Below are 20,853 nucleotides of genomic sequence, written 5' to 3' on the forward strand. Positions count from 1 at the left end.
TCGTTATGTCAAACCTGAGTACCCACGCCGCGCAGACCGCGCGGCGTTATTCCACTATCCCTCGTCACCCGCGGCCGGGGCCGATCGTGGTGGCCTGCGCCGTGTTGCTGTCGTTGCTGGCGCTGCTGCCGCTGGGATTCGTTATCGGCGTGGCGTTTGAAACCGGCTGGCAAACGGTCAAAGCTCTGGTTTTCCGCCCGCGCGTGGCGGAACTGCTGTTGAATACCCTGCTGTTGGTGGTGCTGACGCTGCCGATCTGCGCCGTGCTGGGGGTGGCCCTGGCCTGGTTGACCGAACGCACCACGCTGCCGGGCCGCCGTCTCTGGGCGGTATTGGCGACCGCGCCGCTGGCTGTGCCGGCCTTTGTGCAAAGCTATGCCTGGATCAGTCTGGTGCCGTCGATGCACGGCCTGGGCGCCGGCGTTTTCATCTCGGTGCTCGCCTATTTTCCGTTTATCTACCTGCCGGCCGCCGCGGTCTTGCGCCGTCTGGATCCCGGTATCGAAGACGTCGCCACCTCGCTCGGCTCCCGGCCGCCGGCGGTGTTTTTCCGCGTGGTGTTGCCGCAGCTGAAGCTGGCGGTCTGGGGCGGTTCGCTGCTGATCGCGCTGCACCTGCTGGCGGAGTACGGCCTGTACGCCATGATCCGTTTCGATACCTTCACCACCGCCATCTTCGATCAGTTCCAGTCGACCTTCAACGGCCCGGCGGCCAACATGCTGGCCGGCGTATTGGTGCTGTGCTGCCTGGGGCTGCTGTTGCTTGAGGCGATAAGCCGCGGCCGCGCGCGCTATGCCCGCGTCGGTTCCGGCAGCGCCCGCAGCCAAACGCCGCGTCGCCTGTCAGCGCCGCTCGCCGCGCTGGCGCTGCTGCTGCCGATCGCGCTGACCGCGCTGGCGCTGGGCGTGCCTTTCATCACCCTGGTCCGCTGGCTGTGGCTGGGCGGCCTCGACGTATGGCGCAACGCCGATCTGTGGCCCGCGCTGTGGCAAACGCTGTCGCTGTCCGCCTCTGGCGCGCTGCTGATTACGCTGTGCGCCATTCCGATGGCCTGGCTGTCGGTGCGCTATCCGGCCCGCCTGTACCGGGTGCTGGAAGGCTGCAACTACGTGACCAGTTCGCTGCCCGGCATCGTGGTGGCGCTGGCGCTGGTGACCATCACCATTCACAGCTTCCGGCCGATTTACCAAACCGAAATCACCCTGCTGCTGGCGTATCTGCTGATGTTTATGCCGCGAGCGTTGATCAACCTGCGCGCCGGCATCGCGCAGGCGCCGGTGGAATTGGAAAACGTGGCGCGCAGCCTGGGCAAGTCGCCGGCGCAGGCGCTGTGGAGCACCACGTTGCGGCTGGCGGCACCGGGCGCCGCCGCAGGCGCCGCGCTGGTGTTCCTGGCGATCGCCAATGAATTGACCGCCACGCTGCTGCTGGCGCCGAACGGCACCCGCACGCTGGCCACCGGTTTCTGGGCGCTGACCAGCGAGATAGACTATGTCGCCGCCGCGCCTTATGCGCTGATTATGGTGGCGCTGTCGCTGCCGCTCACCTGGCTTCTTTACTCTCAATCTAAACGTACGGCGGGACTATGAGCACGCTCGAACTGCACGGTATCGGAAAATCTTACAATGCCATCAGGGTGCTGGAACACATCGACCTGCAGGTTGCCGCCGGCAGCCGCACAGCGATCGTCGGCCCTTCCGGCTCCGGCAAAACCACCCTGCTGCGCATCATCGCCGGTTTTGAAATCCCCGACGGCGGACAAATTCTGCTGCAGGGGCAAGCGATGGGCAACGGCGGCGGCTGGGTGCCGGCGCACCTGCGCGGCATCGGCTTCGTCCCGCAGGATGGCGCGCTGTTCCCGCACTTTACCGTCGCCGGCAACATCGGTTTTGGCCTCAAAGGCAGCAAGCGCGAGAAACAGCGTCGCATCGAGGCGCTGATGGAAATGGTGGCGCTGGATCGTCGCCTGGCCGCCCTGTGGCCGCACGAGCTGTCCGGCGGACAGCAACAGCGGGTCGCATTGGCGCGCGCCTTGTCGCAGCAACCGCGGCTGATGTTGCTGGATGAGCCGTTCTCGGCACTGGATACCGGCCTGCGCGCCGCCACCCGCAAAGCGGTGGCCGAACTGCTGACGGAGGCCAAAGTCGCGTCGATCCTGGTCACCCACGATCAGAGCGAGGCGCTGTCGTTCGCCGATCAGGTGGCGGTCATGCGCAACGGTCGGCTGGCGCAGGTGGGCGCGCCGCAGGATCTTTATCTACGCCCGGTCGATGAACCGACCGCCAGTTTCCTTGGCGAAACGCTGGTGCTGACCGCCGAGCTGGCGCACGGCTGGGCCGACTGCGCATTGGGGCGCATCGCCGTCGACGATCGCCAACGCAGCGGCTCGGCGCGCATCATGCTGCGTCCGGAGCAGATTCAAATCGGTTTGTCCGATCCGGCGCAGCGTGGCCAGGCGGTGATCACCGGCATCGATTTCGCCGGCTTCGTCTCCACCCTCAATCTGCAAATGGCCGCCGACGGCGCGCAGCTCGAGATCAAAACCGTCAGCCGCGAAGGCCTGCGGCCCGGGGCGCAGGTCAGTCTCAACGTGATGGGGCAAGCGCATATTTTCACCGGCTGAGAGTGTGGGGAGCGACCCTTGACGTTCCCCTCGCCACCGCGCATTATCAATGGCATGAATCGCATCGCGCACGCCCTCACCACCACCACCGCAACCGCCACGCAATGGCGGGCTGCACGGGTGCGCAACAGCTAACGACGTATCCCCAAGCCCCGCCAGCCATGGCCGGGGTTTTTTATTTCTCCGTGCCCGCCGGCAATTTCATTACGGAGAAGACCTATGCCAACTATCCCCGCACCGCGCAGCGCCCTGCTGGTTATCGACATGCAAGTCGGCCTGTTCGCCTCGCCGGACGATCCCCCGTTCGCCGCCGAAACCCTTCTGGCGAAGACCCATGCGTTGATACGCGCCGCACGCGTGGCGAATGCGCTCGTGGTGTTTATTCGCCACACCGGCCCGGCAGGTTCACCTATCGCCGTAAACAGTCCGCTGTGGCAAGTTCACCCCGATCTCGACACCGATGCGCAAGCCGACTGGTTCATCGATAAAACCCATCCCAGCTGTTTTTACCGGACTGGCCTGGCGGAGCGGCTTAAGCAAGCCGGCATCGGTCGGTTGGTGATTTCGGGAATGAAAACGCAATACTGCGTAGACACCGCGTGTCGGCGCGGCGCGGAGTTGGGATTTGACCTGGTGTTGGCCGCCGATGCCCATAGCTGTTCGGACACGGCGGCGCTCGGCGCCGACGCCATTATTCGTCACCATAACCAGACCCTGTCGGGGCCGTTCGTGACGCTGGCGCTGGCGGAAGAGGTGAAATTCTAAAACACGCGCGATTTGCCTGTCAGGCCGGGCCAACGCCCGGCCTCCTCAGCGGCAAACCTTGTCGCGGCGCGGCTTTTTCGGCGCCAGCAGATACTCCACCACGCTTTCGTCGACGCAGCTGTCGATGCCGTTCAGCGCCAACGTATGTCCGTCGCGTTCGCGGGTGATCAGCGGGCTTTTAAAGGCCGAGGCCATCACCTGGGCATTGCGGTACGGCGTGGTTGGATCGTAGCGCTGGGCGACGAACAGCAGCGGCGGCAGCGCGGCGGACGCCACCGGCATGTGCGGCCGATCTTTGCCGCGGTACGGCCACAGATCGCACATTTCCAGCGGATACTCGTGCAGCGGCAGATAGTGGGCATATAAAGCGGCGGTATTGATCTCCTGCCGCTGCCTGCGCAACAGCTGCGGATCGGCCGTTGGGTTGGCGACGTCGGCGCAGGTGATGACGTTCAGGGCATCATCGGCATCCGGAGAATAGCTTTCGTCGATCAGATCGGAAACCTGTTGCCCGGCGATGCCGGCATCGAGCTGACGCAGTACGGTGGCCAGTTCATGCCAGCGCTCCGGCCACAACAGCAGCGAACGCGTCACCGTCAGCACATCGTCGGCGGAGATCTCATAGCCCGCCGCAGTGACGAACGGCTGCTCATGCAGCTTGCGCAGCAAAGCGTGATAACGCTGAAGCGCCTGATTGGCGCCGCCGCCAAGCTGGCAGCTGTCGGTTTTTCCGCAATAGGCGGCGAAACGCAGGAAACTTTGCTGGAAGCCTCGCTCCTGATTCATGCGCTGGGTGAAATCGTCCTCCGCCAGATCCACCACCCCGTCCAGCACCAGCGCGCGCGTTTTCTTCGGAAAACGTTCGGCATACAGCGCCGCCACCTTGGTGCCGTACGAGTACGCCACCGCCGTCAGCCCCGGTTCGCCCAGCGCATGGCGGATCGCGTTCAGATCGTTGACCGCCTCGTCGGTGCCGATGTGTTGCAGCACGTCCGCGCCGGTCTGTTTGATGCAGGCGGCGATCAGGGTGCGCGTCTGGTTCTCCGCGCCGGCCACGTCGTTGTCGTCCGGTTCAGGGAGTTCGTCACCTTCGGCCACCTGGCAGGAAATTTTTGGCGTCGATTGACCGACGCCGCGCGGATCGTAACCGATGATGTCGTAGGATTTACGCAGTTTGGCGACGTGGGCGTCGTTGCCGAGATAAGGATTGATCCCCGGCAGGCCCGGCCCGCCGCTGATCACCACGACGCTGCCCTTTTTCGGCCCGGTGGCGGGCAGCAGGGTCAGCGCCAGACGCACGGTCGGTTCCCCCGCCTGCGCCGAATGGGCGGGAGGCGTAGCGTAAACCAACGGCACGTCGAGGTAGCCGCAGCGCAGCCCCGCCGGCGGCGCTTCATCGAACCAACGCTGAAAGCCGCTGTTGAGACAAGATTGCCAACGAACGCCGTTCTCGGGCGCCGCGCCGTGAGCCGCAGGTTTGGCCTGGGCGGGCAACGCGGCGGCGGTCGCGGCGAGCAGCGCCAGAATACGCAGTACTGACATGGGGAGTCCTTTCAACTCAACGAATCGGTCAAAGGGTAACGATACTCGGTTAAACCGCTAGCCAATAGAACATAAAAAAACGCGCGGGTGAAGCCGACGCCGTGCGTATGGAAAGACTTTTCTTTGCTCGGATTGATCTTATAACGCACAGAATGCTGCAAAAAACGCCGTTCACCTGCTAGGCTTAGAGTTCGTTAACCCACAAGGAACAGGAGAGCAGCATGTTTGGTAAAGCGGAAGACAAAGCCAATGAAGCCGCAGGCGCGGTAGAAGAAGCGTTTGGTAAAGCCGTCGATTCGCCGGAGCATCAGGTACGCGGCGCGGCGCGCAAGTACGCCTCCCAGGCCAGCTATGCCGCCCGTGACGCAGCGGACAGCGTAAGAACGCAGGTGGAAGCCAACCCGCTGGCCGGCGTGGCCGTTGCGGCGGCAGTCGGCATCGTTTTCGGCTTCCTGCTGGGACGCAAATAAGCGGCGGATGCGCCGTTCGACAATAGGCCCGTTACGGGCCTTTTTTTCGCCCTTTTCTGCGCCGGCGCCGTTGTGCGTGCAAACTTTCATCTATCACAACCATCGCTTAAAAAAACCAACGCCTTCAACTACGATTAGTTTGTGACCAGAGCAAGGCTCTGCGATCCGGCGGATAACCCTATGAGGATTATCATCATTATCCATGCTGTTTAAGCCGCTCTCCTTCACGCGGCTAAGAAAGGTTGATTATGGCTCGCACCACCCCTATCGAACGTTACCGCAATATCGGCATCTCCGCGCATATCGATGCCGGCAAGACCACCACCACCGAGCGGATTCTGTTTTACACCGGGGTCAGCCACAAGCTGGGCGAAGTGCATGACGGCGCGGCGACCATGGACTGGATGGCGCAGGAACAAGAGCGCGGCATCACCATCACCTCGGCGGCCACTACCTGCTTCTGGAACGGCATGCAGCATAATTATCCGCAGCACCGCATCAATATCATCGACACCCCCGGGCACGTCGATTTCACCATTGAAGTGGAGCGCTCGATGCGCGTGCTGGACGGCGCCGTCATGGTCTATGACTCGGTGGGCGGCGTCCAGCCGCAGTCGGAAACCGTCTGGCGCCAGGCCAACAAATACAAAGTGCCGCGGCTGGCGTTCGTCAACAAGATGGACCGCATCGGCGCGGACTTTTTCCGCGTGCGCAAAATGATGATCGAGCGCCTCAAAGCCAACCCGGTGCCGATCGTTATTCCTATCGGCGCCGAAGACCGCTTCAGCGGCGTGGTGGACCTGGTGCGGATGAAAGCCATTCTGTGGGACGAAGCCTCGCAGGGCATGAACTTCAGCTTCGAAGAGATCCCGGCCGACCTGCGCGAATCGGCGCAGGAGTGGCGTGAAAACATGATTGAAGCGGCCGCCGAAGCGTCGGAAGAACTGATGGAGAAATACCTCAATCAGGTGCCGCTGAGCGAAGAGGAGATCGTTCACGGGCTGCGGGTGCGCACCGTCGCCGGCGAAATCCAGCCGATGCTGTGCGGATCGGCGTTCCGCAACAAAGGCGTGCAGCGCATGCTGGACGCGGTGATTGAGCTGATGCCCTCGCCGCTCGACGTGCCGCCGATGGAGGGCCACGGCGAACACGATGAAATCATCACTCGCAAAGCCGACGACAACGAAAAATTCTCGGCGCTGGCGTTTAAGCTGATGACCGACCCGTTCGTCGGCCAACTCACCTTCGTGCGCGTCTATTCCGGGGTGCTGGCCAAAGGCAGCAGCGTTTATAACCCAATCAAGGGCAAAAAGGAGCGCATCGGCCGCATCGTGCAGATGCACGCCAACGATCGTAAGGACATCGACGAACTGCACGCCGGCGACATTGCCGCCTGCGTCGGCCTGAAGGACGTCACCACCGGCGATACGCTGTGCGATCCCGGCGCCATCATTACGCTGGAGCGCATGACCTTCCCCGAGCCGGTGATCGCCCAGGCGATCGAGCCGAAGACCAAGGGCGATCAGGAGAAAATGGGCATCGCGCTGCAGCGGCTCTCTTCGGAAGATCCGTCGTTCCGCGTGCGCACCGATGAAGAATCCGGCCAAACCATTATCTACGGCATGGGCGAGCTGCACCTGGAGATTATCGTCGATCGCATGCGCCGCGAGTTCGGGGTGGAGACCACCACCGGCAAACCGCAGGTGTCTTACCGCGAAACCATCCGCAAACGGGTGGCCGACGTGGAAGGCAAGTTCGTGCGCCAATCCGGCGGTAAAGGGCAATACGGCCACGTGGTGCTGACCGTCGAGCCGAACGAACCCGGCAAAGGCTTCGAGTTCTTCGATGAGATCAAGGGCGGCGTCATTCCCGGCGAGTTTATCCCGGCGGTGAAAAAAGGCGTGCTTGAGGCGCTGAATAACGGCGTGCTGGCCGGTTATCAGGTGGTGGACGTCAAGGTGCACCTGACCTTCGGTTCTTACCATGACGTCGACTCGTCGGAACAGGCGTTCCGCATGGCGGCGATCTTCGGCTTCAAGGACGCCTGCCGCCTGGCGGATCCGGTGATCCTCGAGCCGATCATGTCGGTGGAAGTGGAAACGCCGGAGGATTACGCCGGCAACGTGATGGGCGATCTCTCCTCACGCCGCGGTCTGGTGCAGGGCATGGAAGAGATCCCGGGCGGCGGCGGCAAGGAAATTCGCGCCAAGGTGCCGCTGTCCGAGATGTTCGGCTACTCGACCACCCTGCGTTCGATGTCGCAGGGCCGCGCCACCTACACCATGGAATTCAGCCACTACGCCGAAACGCCGCGCAACGTGGCCGAAGAGATCATTCACCACAGCAAGCGTTAACCCTTACGCCCGCCGCCACGGCGGGCGTCACCTCGGCTTGTCCTCCAGCGCCACCACCACCGGCTGCGGCTTGATGCGCATGGCGTACACCACGCCGGCGATCAGACAGACGATGCCCGCCAGCGTCAGCAGCGGCGGCCAGGCCTGGCGCAACAGAAAGGTATACGCCAGCCCCGCCAGAATTTCGAACACGATGAGCGGCCCCACCAACACCGTCGGCAGCCGCTGGCTGGCTTCGTTCCAGCACAGCGCCCCCAGCCAGGAGCAGAACACGCCGATGATCAGCATCAGAGGGATAAACACCTCAGGGCGCGGGCCGAACGGCAAGGCGAACGCCGGCTCACTCAACGCCAACTGACCGCAGACCGCCAGATAGCCCAGCAGCGCCAGCGGCAGCGTCACCAGCCCTTGGGCCGTGGCCCAGGTGGCCGGACGCTGCGTCGGATTCTCCCGCAGCCAGCGTGAATTGCGCAGCGGGAACCAGGTCCAGCACGCCACCGCCAACACGGCCAGCCCAAGACCGCTGAGATAGCGCCAGCCGTCGATCGGCACCGCATTGCCGCGCAGCTCGGCGACGTTCACGCACACCAATCCACAGACGATCAACAGCAGTGCGGGCGCCAGTTTGCTCCAGGCCAGGCGCCCGTCGTGCCGGCCGTAAAACAGATTGGCGCAAATGGCGATCACTACCGGCAAGGTGCCGATGATCATGGTCGACACCGGCGCACCGGTGCGCTGAATGGCGCTGGCCAGGCACAGGTAGTACAGCAGATTGCCGATAGCCGTCAGCTTGAGCGCTTCCCACCAATCCTGGCGCCGCAGCTTATGCAGGCGGCGGCGATCGAACCACGCCAGCGGCAAGGCGATCAGCCCAAAGGCCAGATAGCGCCCGGTGGACTGCAGCGCGGCGGGATAGTCCGGCACCAGCAACGGACCGACGAAAATCAATCCCCACATCAGCCCGGCGGCCAGGGCAAACACAACGCCAATGAACATAACGACTCCGACAAACGGCCGGTGCGGCCAACCCGCCCGACAAGACAGCGGCAGAGTAACGAAAACGCGGGGAGGAATTATTGTAGCAGGTTGCTGTTTTAGCCCAATTTCACCTGTTTCTGGAAACGCACTGGCGTGACGCCGTAACGGTTGGCGAAGGCGCGCGTCAGGTGCGCCTGATCGGTCAGCCCCGCCGCCGCCGCCACCTGTGCGGCGGGCATGCCGCGCTCCAGCATGCGTTTGGCCTGCGACAGCCGGATCGCCATCAGCATCTGCTGCGGCGAGACGTGATATTCGGCCTTAAACTTGCGCAGGAAATGGTACGGGCTGAGCGACACCAGCTCGGCCAGTTGGTTGAGCGTTATGGCCTCGGCGAAGTTATCGTGCAGGTAGCTTTTCACCACCTCGAAACGGTGCGCCGCCTCGGCTTTCTCCCGGCGCCCTGTGCGGATGTGCGGTTGCAGCAACGCCACCGCTTCCAAAAGCAGGCCGTCGAGCATAAGCGGATCGTCGGTTTGCCACAGCGCGGCGAGAATGGCGGACAGGCGCTGCGCCGCCCGCGGATCGTGGCGCACCGCATCAGTAAACCACTGGCTCCGATCGCCGGACAGCTGCTCCAGCGCCTCGGGCGCCAGATAGAGCATGCGGTAACACCAACCGCCCGGCGTTTCGGCTTCGCCGGTGTGCAGCTCGTCCGGGTTCATCAGTACCAGCGCGCCCGGCGCCGCTAAATGCTGCGCCCCGCGATAGCGAAAACGCTCCGCCCCGGTATCCACGGTGCCGATGGCGAAGGCGTCATGGGTATGCGGCTCGAAGGCATAGCGCTCAATGTGCGCCTGATAGAGTTCGACGCCGGGCAGATGCGACAAATGCCGGAACTGCGCGCAATCCTTCTCGAACGGAAACTGTTGTGGAACCCCTTGCACCCGACCTCCTCATCCGTGCTGACAATCTGCTCAGCATAGCCAAAACATCGCCGATTGAGTAGCCGCCCTGGTCCTTTCGTGCCCCTCGCCTGGACGATCGGCGCCATTCGGCGTAGGGTTAAGGTCCCTGTCCCTTTCAGACGGGCCGCATCGCGAAGCTCATCGGCCCCTGACACTCCGCAAACAAGAGGCAACAATGTATCCGGATACTCAACTGTATATCGATGGACAATGGCGCAGCGCGCTGGCCGGAAAAACCCTGCCGGTCTCCAACCCCGCTACCGACGAGATCATCGGTCAAGTGGCGCACGCCGCCGCAGAGGATCTCGATCTGGCGCTGGCCGCCACCGAACGCGGGTTTAACGTTTGGCGAAACACCGCCGCACACCAGCGCGCCAACCTGATGCGCAAAGCCGCTGCGCTGCTGCGCGAACGCGCCGACGCCATCGCCGCCATCATGACGCAGGAACAGGGTAAGCCGGTGGCGCAGGCCAAAATCGAAATTCTCAACGCCGCCGACGTGATCGAGTGGTTCGCCGGCGAAGCCACCCGCACCTACGGGCAGATTATTCCGTCCCGCGCTCGCGACGTGCAGCAGCAAACCCTGAAATTGCCGGTCGGCCCGGTGGCCGCCTTCACGCCGTGGAACTTCCCGATCAACCAGATCGTGCGCAAGCTGTCCGCCGCGCTGGCGGCGGGTTGTTCAATCATCGTCAAAGGCCCGGAAGAAACGCCGGCCTCACCGGCTGAGCTGATCAAAGCCTTCGCCGACGCCGGCATTCCGGCCGGGGTGATCGCGCTGGTGTACGGCACCCCGGCGGAAATCTCGGAATACCTGATCCCGCATCCGACCATTCGCAAGATCTCCTTCACCGGCTCCACCCGCGTGGGCAAGCACCTGGCTGCGCTGGCCGGCCAGCATATGAAAAAGGCCACCATGGAGCTGGGTGGCCACGCGCCGGTGCTGATCTTCGACGACGCCGATCTCGACGCGGCGGCCAAAGAGCTGGCGCAATCCAAGTTCCGCAACGCCGGCCAGGTCTGTATCGCCCCGACCCGCTTCCTGATCCAGCAAGGCGTTTATGAGGCCTTCGTGGAGAAATTCACCGCCGCGGTGCGTGAACTCAAGCTCGGCAACGGGCTGGAAGACGGCGTGACGATGGGGCCGATGGTGCTGGGCCGCAGCGTCGACAATATCGAGGCGCTGGTGCAGGACGCTATCGCCCACGGGGCGAAGGCCAGCACCGGCGGCAAACGCGTGGCGGGCAAAGGCAACTTCTTCGAGCCGACGGTGCTGCGTGACGTGCCGCTGAGCGCGCGCGCCATGTCGGAAGAGCCGTTTGGCCCGGTCGCCCTGCTGCGCCCGTTCACCACCTACGATGAGGCGATCGCCGAAGCCAATCGCCTGCCGTACGGGCTGGCCGCCTACGCTTACAGCCGCAACATCGCCACCGTCAATGCGCTGGGGCGCGACGTGGAGAGCGGCATGCTGAGCATCAACCACATCGGTTTCGGCCTGCCGGAAACGCCGTTTGGCGGCGTGAAGGACTCCGGCCACGGCACCGAAGGCGGCAGCGAAGCGATCGAATCCTACCTGGAAACGCGCTTTGTCACCGTCGCCGGCCGTTAATCGCACGTCGGATGAATAGCCAGAAGCCCCGCAATGCGGGTAATCCTGGTTAGTTAGCGTTTTTCTGAACGTATTTGTGCAGTTTTCGGTCGATAAAGGTGAGATGCGCCATGAAGCTCATACGCTTCGACCGAGCCAGGGGCCGAAGGCGCGGCCCCTGGCAACCCGCGCCTTTGCCCTATCAGACGGTTGGCTTTGCCAACTTCCCTCTCTCCGCCATACCGCATTGAGGCCGGTTGCGACAGGCGTCCCTGCCTGTCTCACCTGAAACCGCCGTCCATGGCGGTTTCTCCTAATGCGCTATGCCTGCGTTCGGCGTCTTCAAGGGCGCCCAACACCCTGCTTATCTCACTATTTTCATTGCCTTTCATAACACAACATCAAACGAATGGGATAAGAATGGTTCATCGCGTCTTAGCGTGAACTTTTTACTCGCGAGCCAGCTCGAACAGGCGCCGCGCCGCCGGGGTCAGCCCCAACATGTGAATGCAGGCATGCACCATGCCCGACAACCGTTCACAGCGTACCGCCACACCCGCTTCACGCAGCCGCTGCGCATACAGTTCGGCCTCATCGCGCAGCGGATCATATTCGCAGCTCAGGATAGTGGCCGGCGGCAATCCGCGCAGCGTGGCGGCGTGCAGCGGCTCGGCGCTCGGATCGCGTCGCTGGGCCAGGTACTGCTGCCAACAAAACACCATCGCGTCGCGCGTCAAAAAATGCCCCTCGGCGAATTCGCGATAGCTCTTCGTCGCCATTTCGCGGCTGAGCGCCGGGTACAGCAGCAGTTGACGTTCAATGTGCGGGCCCCCGCGATCCCGCGCCAACAGCGCGACCGCCGCCGCCAGATTGCCCCCGGCGCTGTCGCCGCCCACCGCCAGACGGTCAGCGTCAATCCCTAACTGCGGCGCCTGTTGCGCCGCCCAACAGAGCGCCTGATAGACATCTTCCAGCGGCTGTGGAAAAGGAAACTCCGGCGCCAGTCGATAATCGACCGACAGGATCACCCGATCGGTGGCGTTAGCCAGCGCCTGACAGGGCTGGTCATACAGCGACAGCGAACCGAGGCACCAGCCGCCGCCGTGGGCGAACAGCATCGCCGGTTGTGCGTTTGCGCGGTTTTCCCCTGCCGGTAAATAAGTACGCAGCGCAATCCTGTGTCCATCGGCGGCGACCACCGTATAGTCCCTGACGCCGCCGCTCGGTTCCGCCTCGCCCTGCAGCCGGCGTAAACCGGTTTCCGTGGCCGCGCGCATTTCCGCCAGCGACGCGGGGGGCGACGCATCGGCCGACGCCGTCAAAAAGGCGGCGATGTGTTCATCAAGCGACATGTTGCTCTCCTGCCAGGAACGGCGTAATCAGGGCAATAAATTCCTCATGACACTCCTCGGTAATGAAATGCCCGCAGCCGGCGACCGTTTCGCCCCGCAGATCGTGCGCATTGCCCCGCAGCGTCGTCAGCGGCGCGTCGCCGGTGGCGTGCTCCGCTCCCACCGTCAACACCGGCATCGTCAACGGCGTGGCGGCGCGCAGCCGGTTCTGGCGAACGGTCTCCGGGATCGCCCGGTAATAGTCGAATCCGGCGCGCAGGCCGCCCGGCGCCGAATAGGCGGCGATATAGACCTCAGCCGCCACCCGATCGCGCCGATAAGACCAGCGGTTGAAGATATAGCCAAGATACTCCCGCTCGCGCCCCTGGGTCAGGGTCTCCGGCAAATCCGCCAGCTGGTTGAACATGAAATGCCACAGGAAGATATTCTCCTCCGGCGCGACGAAAATCGGCGGCGGCGGCGCCAGACCGGGGATCACCGCCTCCGTCAGCACCAGACGCTCCACCGCCTGCGGGAAATCGCTCGCCATGGCGTAACCGATCCACATGCCGATATCGTGGCCGACCAGTTGGTAACGTTGATGGCCCAGCTGCGCCATCATCGCGTGCAACGCCGCACCGATGCTGCCGGTGTCGTAGCCGCCAGCGGGCTTGTCAGAGTCGCCGATGCCCGGCGGATCGACGGCGATTGCCTGAAAACCGGCCGCCGCCAAGGCGCGCATCACATAACGCCAGGTGTACCAGGTTTGCGGCCAGCCGGGGATCAGCAGCACCGGCCGCCCTTCGCCGGCCACCACGCAGTGAAGGCGCCGGCCGTTGACCTGGGTATAGACGTGTTCCGCCGCGAGATCCTGCAACAGGATCTCGTTTTGACTGTGTTTCATGGGGTTAACTCCCTGTGGGGTCAGGCTCAGCGAATGCCGAGCAAGGCATTGATCTGCTGAGGATTGACCGGCGCGCCGGCGAAGTCGTCGAACACTTTATCAGTGACGCGGATAATGCGATCGCGAATGAAGGCCGCGCCTTCGCGAGCGCCGTCCTGCGGATTTTTCAGGCAGCATTCCCACTCCAGCGTCGCCCAGCCCTGATAGCCATACTGCGTCAAACGGGAGAAAATGCCGTTGAAATCGACCTGGCCGTCGCCCAGCGAGCGGAAACGGCCGGCGCGATCGATCCAGGACTGATAACCGCCGTATATGCCCTGACGACCGGTCGGATTGAACTCGGCGTCCTTAACGTGGAACATGCCGATAACGTCCTTATAGATATCGATAAACTCCAGATAATTAAGCTGCTGCAGCACCATGTGGCTCGGATCGAACAACACCCGGCAACGCGGATGGTTGCCAACGCGCTGCAGAAACATCTCAAACGTCACGCCGTCGTGCAGGTCCTCACTCGGGTGAATTTCATAACACAGATTGATGCCCTGCTCCTCGCAGGCGTCGAGCACCGGCAGCCAGCGTTTGGCGAGCTCGTTGAACGCGGTGTCGATCAATCCTTCAGGGCGCTGCGGGAACGGGAACAGATAGGGCCAGGCCAGCGAACCGGAAAAGGTGCCCAGTTCGCTGAGCCCCAGCCGCGCCGACGCCTTCACCGCCAACAGCATTTGCTGCCGCGCCCACTCGCCGCGGGCCTTGGGATCGCCCTGCAGCGCCGGCGGCGCAAAGCTGTCGCACAGCGCATCGTAAGCCGGGTGCACCGCCATCAGCTGGCCGAAGATATGGCTGGTCAGTTCGCTGACCACCAACCCCTGCTCCGCCAACATGCCGGTCAAATCGTCGCAGTAGGTTTGGCTTTCCGCAGCGGTGGCCACGTCGAATAAACGCCGATCCCAGGCCGGGATCTGCAAGGCGGTAAAACCGGTCCGCGCCGCCCACTCGGCAATGGCGGGCAAGCTGTTGAACGGCGCCGCGTCATCGCTGAATTGCGCGAGATGCAGGCTTGGACCTTTGAGGGTTTTCATCGTAAACTCCTATTGGTTGTCGATTGACAAACAATAGGAGCAAAGCGCGGCGACCGCAAGCGAAATTTATAAAGGCATTGGTATTCCCGTCGATTTAAGCGATCCTATGTCGCTGAATGGCAGGTAAATTGGAGCAGCGAATGGCAGGCAGACCGCGCGAGTTCGATCGCGAACAGGCGCTATTGAAGGCGCGAAACTTATTCTGGCGGCAAGGTTACGAAGGCACTTCGATGTCGGATCTGGTGGCGGAGTTGGGCATCGCTTCCGCGCGCATCTACAAAGCGTTCGGCTCCAAAGAGCAGCTGTTTCGCGAGGCGATTGCCTGTTATGAAACCGCCGAAGGGGGCTTCGCCGATCGCGCCTTCGCGACGGAAAGCGGCATTCGCCCGGCGCTCAAACGCCTGCTGGAAGACGCCGTGCGGCTCTATAGTCGGCCCGATCTGCCGCAAGGCTGCATGGTGGTCTCCGCCGCCGCCAGCGTCAGCGCGGAAAACGACGGGCTCAAAGCCTGGCTGGCAGAGCATCGGCTGCAGCGCACGCAGCAGATCGTCGAACGGCTGCGGCAGGCGGTGCAAACCGGCGAATTGCCGGCCGACACCGACGCCGACAGCCTGGGTGACTATTTCGCCGTCTTCCTGCACGGCCTGTCGATTCAGGCGCGTGACGGCGTCACCGAGGCGCGGTTATTGGCGGCGGTAAACGTGGCGCTGACGGCGTTAGGCGACGCTTAATCCTCCGGCAAATCGACAATCACCAGCGTACCTTCGCTGCCCGGCAACACGCGGTGCGGCACGCCGGCCGCGGCCTGATACAGCTGACCGGCCCGCACCACCACTTCTTCCCCCGCCACCTGCAGCCGCAGGTGGCCGCTGATCACCAGCAACCCTTCGCTGTAATCATGCACTTCATCCGCAATGCTGCGCGCGTCCATGCGCAGCACTTTGATATTGGCCGCACCGACGCGGCCCAGCACGGCAGAGCGCCAGGCCTCAGGCAGTTCGGCCGCCTGCTGGTTTAAATCGAACAGCATCGGAATCCCCCAGGTGCATGAAAAAACGCACTCTAGCCTGATTCTGCGCCGCAGGGAAAGACGCTTTGGTTGCAGGTTATGACCGTTGGTTCTGAGGCGAGACGCGCCGGATGAACGCTTAAGGCAGCAGCGCCGCGGCCTCCCGATCGGCGATAATCAACAGGTCCGGATGCAGCATCAAAATGCTGGCGGGCACCCTGCTCTCCACCGGCCCGCTGACAATGCGCCGCAAAATGTCCGCTTTGTGCGAACCGTTGACGAGCAGCACCAGCTTTTTGGCGGCCATCACGCTTGCAGGCCCCAGGGTGATGTAATGATCGGGCAACCATTCAGTGCGGCCGCCCACCTCTTTGAGCAAAATGTCCGCCATATCCGGCCTGGCGGAAACCGGCACCCGACAGGTGTGGTCTTCGAAGGCGGTGGTGCCCGGCAGATTGCCGCAGAAATGCCCGTCTGCTCCGACGCCCATCACGATCGCATCCAGCCCGCCATCTTCGGCGATACGCCGATCGTGCTGGAGGTAGTTGTCCGAATTCAAGACGTGCAGTTGCCGCTCGGGGATCGCCGCCGGGCCAAAGAACATACGGTGCAGATTCTCCATGGTGACGCCATAGCCCGATCGGCCAGCGTAAGGAATTTCATCGAAATTATAGTAATGCGCGTTGGCGAATTCCGCGTGGCCCTTGACGCGCGGAGCCAACAACTCATACATCCGTTTAGGCGTCGAGCCGGCGGTGATAGCCAGATTGACGCGCTGCGGGCGCAGCATGTAACTCAACAACAGGCTGGCGGCCAGCTCACTCATTTCCTGGTAATCATTAGCGACGACAAGTTTCATTCCCTTCTCCTTTTTGCAAAAAAAAAACCTAACCGCCCATCCGGCCATGTTCGATGCCGGGAGAGAAGTTAGGTTTTGCCTGATCGCGTCAGTAACAATCCGTTTCTTGTCAGGTTATGGCGGCCAGGAATGAAATGCAAACCGCGTTGTGTGATGCAAGCCGCAATTGCGGCGATGCCTTTTTCGCGCCCTATACAGGCACGCGGCGGCTAATCTCCACCACCTGATCGCTGGGCAGGTAGTAATAATCCGTGACGTGCATGCCGTTGCGCACCATCAGCGCGAACAGGTTGCGCTGCCAGGATGGCAACCGGTCGTTCGCTTCGCGGCGCACCACGGTCTCGTGCCCGAGATAGTAGGTCGCCTCGTCGAAGTTCAGACCGGATTTCTGCGCCTCGACGTGCTGCAACAGCTGCGGGATGTTAGGCCGCTCCATAAAGCCATAGCTGGCCACGCCGCACCAAAAGCCCGGCGACAGCTCGCGCATCACCAAACGTTCAGCATTCGAGACCCGCGGCTCATTGACGATGGCAATGGTGAGCGCCAGCACGTTGGCGTGCAGCGAACCGTTACGCTTGACCTGCCATTTCATCACCGGCGGCGTCCCCTGCAGGCTGCGAGTCAGAAATACCGCGGTGCCCGGCACGCGCGGCACGGATTCGCTGCGGATTTTCTCCAGGAAATCCTCTACCGGCACTGTCGTTTCACCGAGGGTGCGCGCGGCCGCCAGCACCCCGCGATGCCAGACCAGCATCACGGTATAGACCGCGGCGGCCAACAGCAGCGGGATATAACCGCCCTGCAGCACTTTAGTCATGTTGGCCGTCAGGAAGCTCAAATCGACCACGAAGAAACCGCCCGCCACCAACAGGCTGGCGATCGGCCCCCAGCGCCACACCTCGCGCATGGCGACGAACAGCAGGCCGGTGGTCATGATCATGGTCAATGAGACGGCGATGCCGTAGGCGGCGGCCAGATTGTCCGACGATTTAAAGAACACGGTCAGGAACAGCGTCACCACCATCAGCAACCAGTTGATGGCGCCAATGTAGATCTGCCCGTAACTTTCCTCGGTGGTTTGCCTGACCCGCAGCCGCGGCAGCCACCCCAGTTGGATCGCCTGCCGGGTCATGGAAAACGCACCGCTGATGATCGCCTGGCTGGCGATGATCGTCGCCAGCGTAGCCAGGATCACCAGCGGGATCAGCATCGCCGGCGGGCATAAACGGAAGAAGATGTTCTGCGTGACATCGGCGCCGCTCAGGATCAGCGCGGCCTGACCGGCGTAGTTAAGCAACAGGCTGGGAAAAACGATGCCGAACCAGGCCAGCCAAATCGGCCGTTTGCCGAAATGCCCCATGTCGGCATACAGCGCTTCGGCGCCGGTGACGCACAAAAACACGCCGCCTAGCACCAGGAAGCTGGTCAGTCCGTTGGAGAACAGGAAGTGAATGCCATAGAGCGGGTTCAGCGCCAGCAAAACCGCCGGATGCTGGATGATACCCCACACGCCCAACGCAGCGATCGACAGGAACCACAGCGCCATGATCGGCCCGAACACGCGGCCGATGCGCGCGGTACCCAGCGGCTGAATGGCGAACAGACTGAGCAAAATCACCACCGCCGCCGGCAGAATATAGGGCTGCGACGCCGGCAGCACGATGTTCAGCCCTTCGAGGGCCGAGAGCACCGAGATGGCCGGCGTGATGGCGCCGTCGCCGTAAATGAGCGCGGCGCCGAACAGGCCGGCGAACAACACCAGCGGCCGGGATTTTCGCTTGCTGACCAGCAGCGACATCAGCGCCATGATGCCGCCCTCGCCGCGGTTGCCGATGCGCATGGCGAACATGGCGTATTTGAGAGAAGTGACGATCACCAGCGTCCAGAATATCAGCGACAGCAGGCCAAGGATCACCGGCGCTGAAGGCGCGTCGCCGGAGAGAAACAGCACGGTTTTCAGGGTGTACAGCGGGCTGGTGCCGATATCGCCGAACACCACGCCCAATGCGCCCAACGCCAGCGGCGCCAGCCCCGTCTTATTCACGGTTTCCGTATCATTGCCGACAGACATCTGCTCGCTCCTTGACGTTGCGCTGAGAGTGGGAATTATTGTCACTTTGTGGCCGTCGCGCCACGTGATCGGCAAGTTAAGCATAGCCGTCATCTTCGCCAGTGACAGCATCGCGCGTTGAAGCTTCAGCAATCATCGCCGGTGAGCAACGGTTTAAAAACGCCCACCCCGGAGGGCCTATTACTTTCCTGTTGGCGTGGCGTGCGTCGTGGGAAGGTGAAATGAACGTCCGGCTCCCCCCTGTTTCCGCCCGGCGTTACGCGAGCCGGCTGTCATCGGCTTCGCGGCGCAGCCACTGCCGCAGATTTTCGCCTTCCTGCGACAGCTCGCTATCCAGTCGAGCGCACAGGTAATAATCGCGTCCGTCGTCGATCGGCAGATCGAACATTTTGATCAATTCACCGCTTTCAAGATACTGGGCGATTAACGGTTCACGCATCAACGCGCACCCTAACCCCGCCTGTACCGCCGCCAACGTCAACAATCCGTCCTCAAACATCGGGCCGATACTGCGCAGCGGGCGCTTGACGCCGGCCTGCTGAAACCATTGCATCCAGGTATTGCGTTCCTCGTCGTGCAGCAGCGGCAGCGTCGCCAGCTGCTCCGGCGTATCGAGCAAACCATGCAGTTTACTGAATGCCCGGCTGCACACCGGCACCATTTTGCCGGACATCAGCTTCTCGCTGCGATAGCCGGTCCACTGCCCGACCCCGAAGCGGATCGACAGGTCAGCGGCGTCGCTCAGGTAATTGCGGTGGTTGGCGTAGACCACATTGATGTCGATATCCGGATTTTCGCGCAGGAAACCACGCAGCCGCGGAATGAACCAACCCATGCCGAACAGCGGGATCAGGCTGATGGTCACCTGCCGCGACGCGGATTGCTCGCGCACGTGTTCGGTCGCCTGGCGCAGCACGTTGAACGCCGAGCGAATCGAACGGTAATACTCCCGCCCCTCGCTGCGCAGCACCAGGTTACGCCCCTGCCGTTCGGTCAACGGCATCTGCAAAAATGCCTCCAGCGTTTTGAGTTGATGACTGACCGCCGAAGGCGAAATCATCAGCTCGTTAGCCGCCGCGCTGATGCCCCCCAGGCGCGCGATGGCTTCGAACGCCCGCACGGCGCGCAGCGGCGGATCGTTCGGCAGCATCGGCAATGGCTCATCGTACTGTTCTGTTTTTTTCATATATTGACTGTTTTTGGGAAATCGACACTGAAGGAATGGATTCAATATACATAAAAATCAACGCATTAAAATCACTCGTTTTTTGTATAAGAAAGTATTTTTCCGTATTTTACAATTTTTTTAAATTCTCTACTGTGACCCTCCTGACTCATTATCTCCGGACTCTCTCTATGGATACGCTGGTACAGCAAACCGTCAACGGTTTGATGCTCGGCAGCATCTATGCGCTGATCGCGCTCGGTTACACCATGGTGTACGGCATCCTGCGCATCATCAATTTCGCGCACGGCGACGTGCTGATGGTCGGTGCGCTGAGCGCGTTGTCGGCGATAAGCGTGTTGCAACACCACTTTCCCGCGTTACCGTCCTACGCCACGCTGCTGCTGGCGGCCCTGTTCGCCATGGCGGTCTGCGCCATCACCTCGATGGCGATCGAGCGTCTCGCCTACCGCCGGTTGCGCAATGCACCGCGCCTGGCCCCGCTGATCAGCGGTATCGGCGTCTCGCTGCTGCTGCAAACCCTGGCGATGCTGATCTGGTCACGCAATCCCCTGATGTTTCCTCAGCTGCTGCCAATGACCCCCATCGCCCTGACCGTAGGCAGCGGCGGGCATGCGCCGGCGGTGATCACCGGCACGGCGATCGTCACGCTGGCGGTGGCCGTCGCGGTCATGGCCGGCTTATGGCTGCTGGTCGAACACAGCCGTTTCGGCCGCGCCATGCGCGCCACGGCGGAAAACCCGCAGGTCGCCGGCCTGATGGGCATCAGTCCTGACCGCATCATCGTTCTGACCTTCGCGCTCGGCGGCGCGCTGGCGGCGGTGGCCGGCATCATGATGGCCAGCAACTACGGCAACGCCGGTTTCTCGATGGGCTTTCTGCCGGGCATCAAGGCGTTTACCGCCGCCGTGCTTGGCGGCATCGGCAACCTGCGCGGCGCGATGCTCGGCGGATTGCTGCTGGGCCTGTTCGAATCGCTGGGCACCGGCTATCTCGGCGAGCTGACCGGCGGCGTGTTCGGCAGCAACTACCAGGACGTGTTCGCGTTTCTGGTGCTGATCGCCGTGCTGGTCTTCCGCCCCTCCGGGCTCTTGGGCGAACGCATCGCCACGCGCGCATAAGGACA

Annotated in this window: 18 protein-coding genes; 8 read left to right on the top strand and 10 right to left on the bottom strand. The window is 62.6% G+C overall.

Annotated elements, in window-relative coordinates; genetic code table 11:
- Window positions 1–5: 5 nt before the first annotated feature.
- The 3 genes from ACJ8IP_RS04175 (at window position 6) to ACJ8IP_RS04185 (ending at window position 3,388) form a co-directional block, all read left to right on the top strand.
- Entirely contained in the window at window positions 6–1,589 is a 1,584-nt protein-coding gene (locus ACJ8IP_RS04175; RefSeq protein WP_033643166.1) for an ABC transporter permease, read from the top strand.
- Window positions 1,586–2,623, top strand: coding sequence for an ABC transporter ATP-binding protein (locus ACJ8IP_RS04180; protein WP_047575113.1), 1,038 nt, complete (start codon window positions 1,586–1,588; stop codon window positions 2,621–2,623). The genes ACJ8IP_RS04175 and ACJ8IP_RS04180 overlap by 4 nt, the downstream gene beginning before the upstream one ends.
- Window positions 2,624–2,842: 219 nt before the next feature.
- A complete protein-coding gene (locus ACJ8IP_RS04185) occupies window positions 2,843–3,388 on the top strand; it encodes a cysteine hydrolase family protein (protein ID WP_033650334.1) in 546 nt (181 codons plus the stop codon).
- Window positions 3,389–3,433: 45 nt separating this feature from the next.
- On the opposite strand, the gene ACJ8IP_RS04190 is transcribed toward ACJ8IP_RS04185, so the two are convergent.
- Window positions 3,434–4,930 carry an alpha/beta hydrolase gene (locus ACJ8IP_RS04190; RefSeq protein ID WP_089191801.1) on the bottom strand — a complete coding sequence of 499 codons (1,497 nt, stop codon included), beginning with the start codon at window positions 4,928–4,930 and terminating at the stop codon, window positions 3,434–3,436.
- A gap of 221 nt (window positions 4,931–5,151) precedes the next feature.
- On the opposite strand from ACJ8IP_RS04190, the gene ACJ8IP_RS04195 reads away from it, so the two are divergent.
- On the top strand, window positions 5,152–5,400 hold the full coding sequence (locus ACJ8IP_RS04195) for a glycine zipper domain-containing protein (protein ID WP_004938127.1): 249 nt from the start codon (window positions 5,152–5,154) through the stop codon (window positions 5,398–5,400).
- Window positions 5,401–5,648: 248 nt separating this feature from the next.
- Complete coding sequence (gene fusA / locus ACJ8IP_RS04200) at window positions 5,649–7,754, top strand: elongation factor G (RefSeq protein WP_164106238.1); 2,106 nt, start codon at window positions 5,649–5,651, stop codon at window positions 7,752–7,754.
- Between the two features lie 27 nt (window positions 7,755–7,781).
- Here fusA and ACJ8IP_RS04205 read toward each other — a convergent pair whose 3' ends face one another.
- Together ACJ8IP_RS04205 and ACJ8IP_RS04210 are read right to left on the bottom strand one after the other, a co-directional pair.
- Window positions 7,782–8,750, bottom strand: a complete 969-nt coding sequence (locus ACJ8IP_RS04205; protein ID WP_089194789.1) for a DMT family transporter — start codon at window positions 8,748–8,750, stop codon at window positions 7,782–7,784.
- A 98-nt stretch (window positions 8,751–8,848) separates the two neighbouring features.
- Window positions 8,849–9,676: an AraC family transcriptional regulator gene (locus ACJ8IP_RS04210; RefSeq protein WP_046687100.1), complete on the bottom strand. Its 828-nt coding sequence runs from the start codon at window positions 9,674–9,676 to the stop codon at window positions 8,849–8,851.
- 196 nt (window positions 9,677–9,872) lie between these two features.
- Here ACJ8IP_RS04210 and ACJ8IP_RS04215 point away from each other — a divergent pair, with 196 nt between their 5' ends.
- Window positions 9,873–11,306, top strand: a complete 1,434-nt coding sequence (locus tag ACJ8IP_RS04215) for an NAD-dependent succinate-semialdehyde dehydrogenase (RefSeq protein ID WP_164106237.1) — start codon at window positions 9,873–9,875, stop codon at window positions 11,304–11,306.
- 428 nt (window positions 11,307–11,734) lie between these two features.
- Here the strand turns inward: ACJ8IP_RS04215 and ACJ8IP_RS04220 are convergent, their stop codons facing one another.
- Genes ACJ8IP_RS04220 through ACJ8IP_RS04230 form a run of 3 tightly spaced genes read right to left on the bottom strand, consistent with a single transcriptional unit; the run spans window position 11,735 to window position 14,602 of the window.
- Window positions 11,735–12,637 (bottom strand): alpha/beta hydrolase, encoded by a 903-nt coding sequence (locus ACJ8IP_RS04220; protein WP_164106236.1) that lies wholly within the window; start codon window positions 12,635–12,637, stop codon window positions 11,735–11,737.
- Window positions 12,627–13,520: an alpha/beta fold hydrolase gene (locus ACJ8IP_RS04225; RefSeq protein WP_108680795.1), complete on the bottom strand. Its 894-nt coding sequence runs from the start codon at window positions 13,518–13,520 to the stop codon at window positions 12,627–12,629. The genes ACJ8IP_RS04220 and ACJ8IP_RS04225 overlap by 11 nt, the downstream gene beginning before the upstream one ends.
- Window positions 13,521–13,546: 26 nt before the next feature.
- The gene (locus ACJ8IP_RS04230) at window positions 13,547–14,602 is read right to left on the bottom strand and encodes a sugar phosphate isomerase/epimerase family protein (protein ID WP_164106235.1); all 1,056 of its coding nucleotides are present in this window, start codon (window positions 14,600–14,602) and stop codon (window positions 13,547–13,549) included.
- A 140-nt stretch (window positions 14,603–14,742) separates the two neighbouring features.
- Between ACJ8IP_RS04230 and ACJ8IP_RS04235 the strand changes: the two genes are divergently transcribed.
- Complete coding sequence (locus ACJ8IP_RS04235; RefSeq protein ID WP_033650324.1) at window positions 14,743–15,333, top strand: TetR/AcrR family transcriptional regulator; 591 nt, start codon at window positions 14,743–14,745, stop codon at window positions 15,331–15,333.
- On the opposite strand, the gene ACJ8IP_RS04240 is transcribed toward ACJ8IP_RS04235, so the two are convergent.
- The 4 genes from ACJ8IP_RS04240 to ACJ8IP_RS04255 all read right to left on the bottom strand — a co-directional run bounded on the left by ACJ8IP_RS04240 (window position 15,330) and on the right by ACJ8IP_RS04255 (window position 19,727).
- Complete coding sequence (locus ACJ8IP_RS04240) at window positions 15,330–15,632, bottom strand: cupin domain-containing protein (RefSeq protein WP_047026060.1); 303 nt, start codon at window positions 15,630–15,632, stop codon at window positions 15,330–15,332. The genes ACJ8IP_RS04235 and ACJ8IP_RS04240 overlap by 4 nt on opposite strands.
- 118 nt (window positions 15,633–15,750) lie before the next feature.
- Window positions 15,751–16,470, bottom strand: coding sequence for a glucosamine-6-phosphate deaminase (locus ACJ8IP_RS04245; protein WP_108680797.1), 720 nt, complete (start codon window positions 16,468–16,470; stop codon window positions 15,751–15,753).
- 190 nt (window positions 16,471–16,660) lie between these two features.
- Window positions 16,661–18,541, bottom strand: a complete 1,881-nt coding sequence (locus ACJ8IP_RS04250) for a potassium transporter Kup (RefSeq protein WP_164106234.1) — start codon at window positions 18,539–18,541, stop codon at window positions 16,661–16,663.
- Between the two features lie 256 nt (window positions 18,542–18,797).
- Window positions 18,798–19,727 (bottom strand): LysR substrate-binding domain-containing protein, encoded by a 930-nt coding sequence (locus tag ACJ8IP_RS04255; RefSeq protein ID WP_047575096.1) that lies wholly within the window; start codon window positions 19,725–19,727, stop codon window positions 18,798–18,800.
- 170 nt (window positions 19,728–19,897) lie between these two features.
- Between ACJ8IP_RS04255 and ACJ8IP_RS04260 the strand changes: the two genes are divergently transcribed.
- Complete coding sequence (locus tag ACJ8IP_RS04260; RefSeq protein ID WP_164106233.1) at window positions 19,898–20,848, top strand: branched-chain amino acid ABC transporter permease; 951 nt, start codon at window positions 19,898–19,900, stop codon at window positions 20,846–20,848.
- Window positions 20,849–20,853: the final 5 nt, after the last annotated feature.

Origin of the sequence: Serratia sp. CY52157 (genome assembly GCF_052168495.1) — a bacterium.
GTDB classification, from domain to species: Bacteria; Pseudomonadota; Gammaproteobacteria; order Enterobacterales; family Enterobacteriaceae; genus Serratia; species Serratia ureilytica.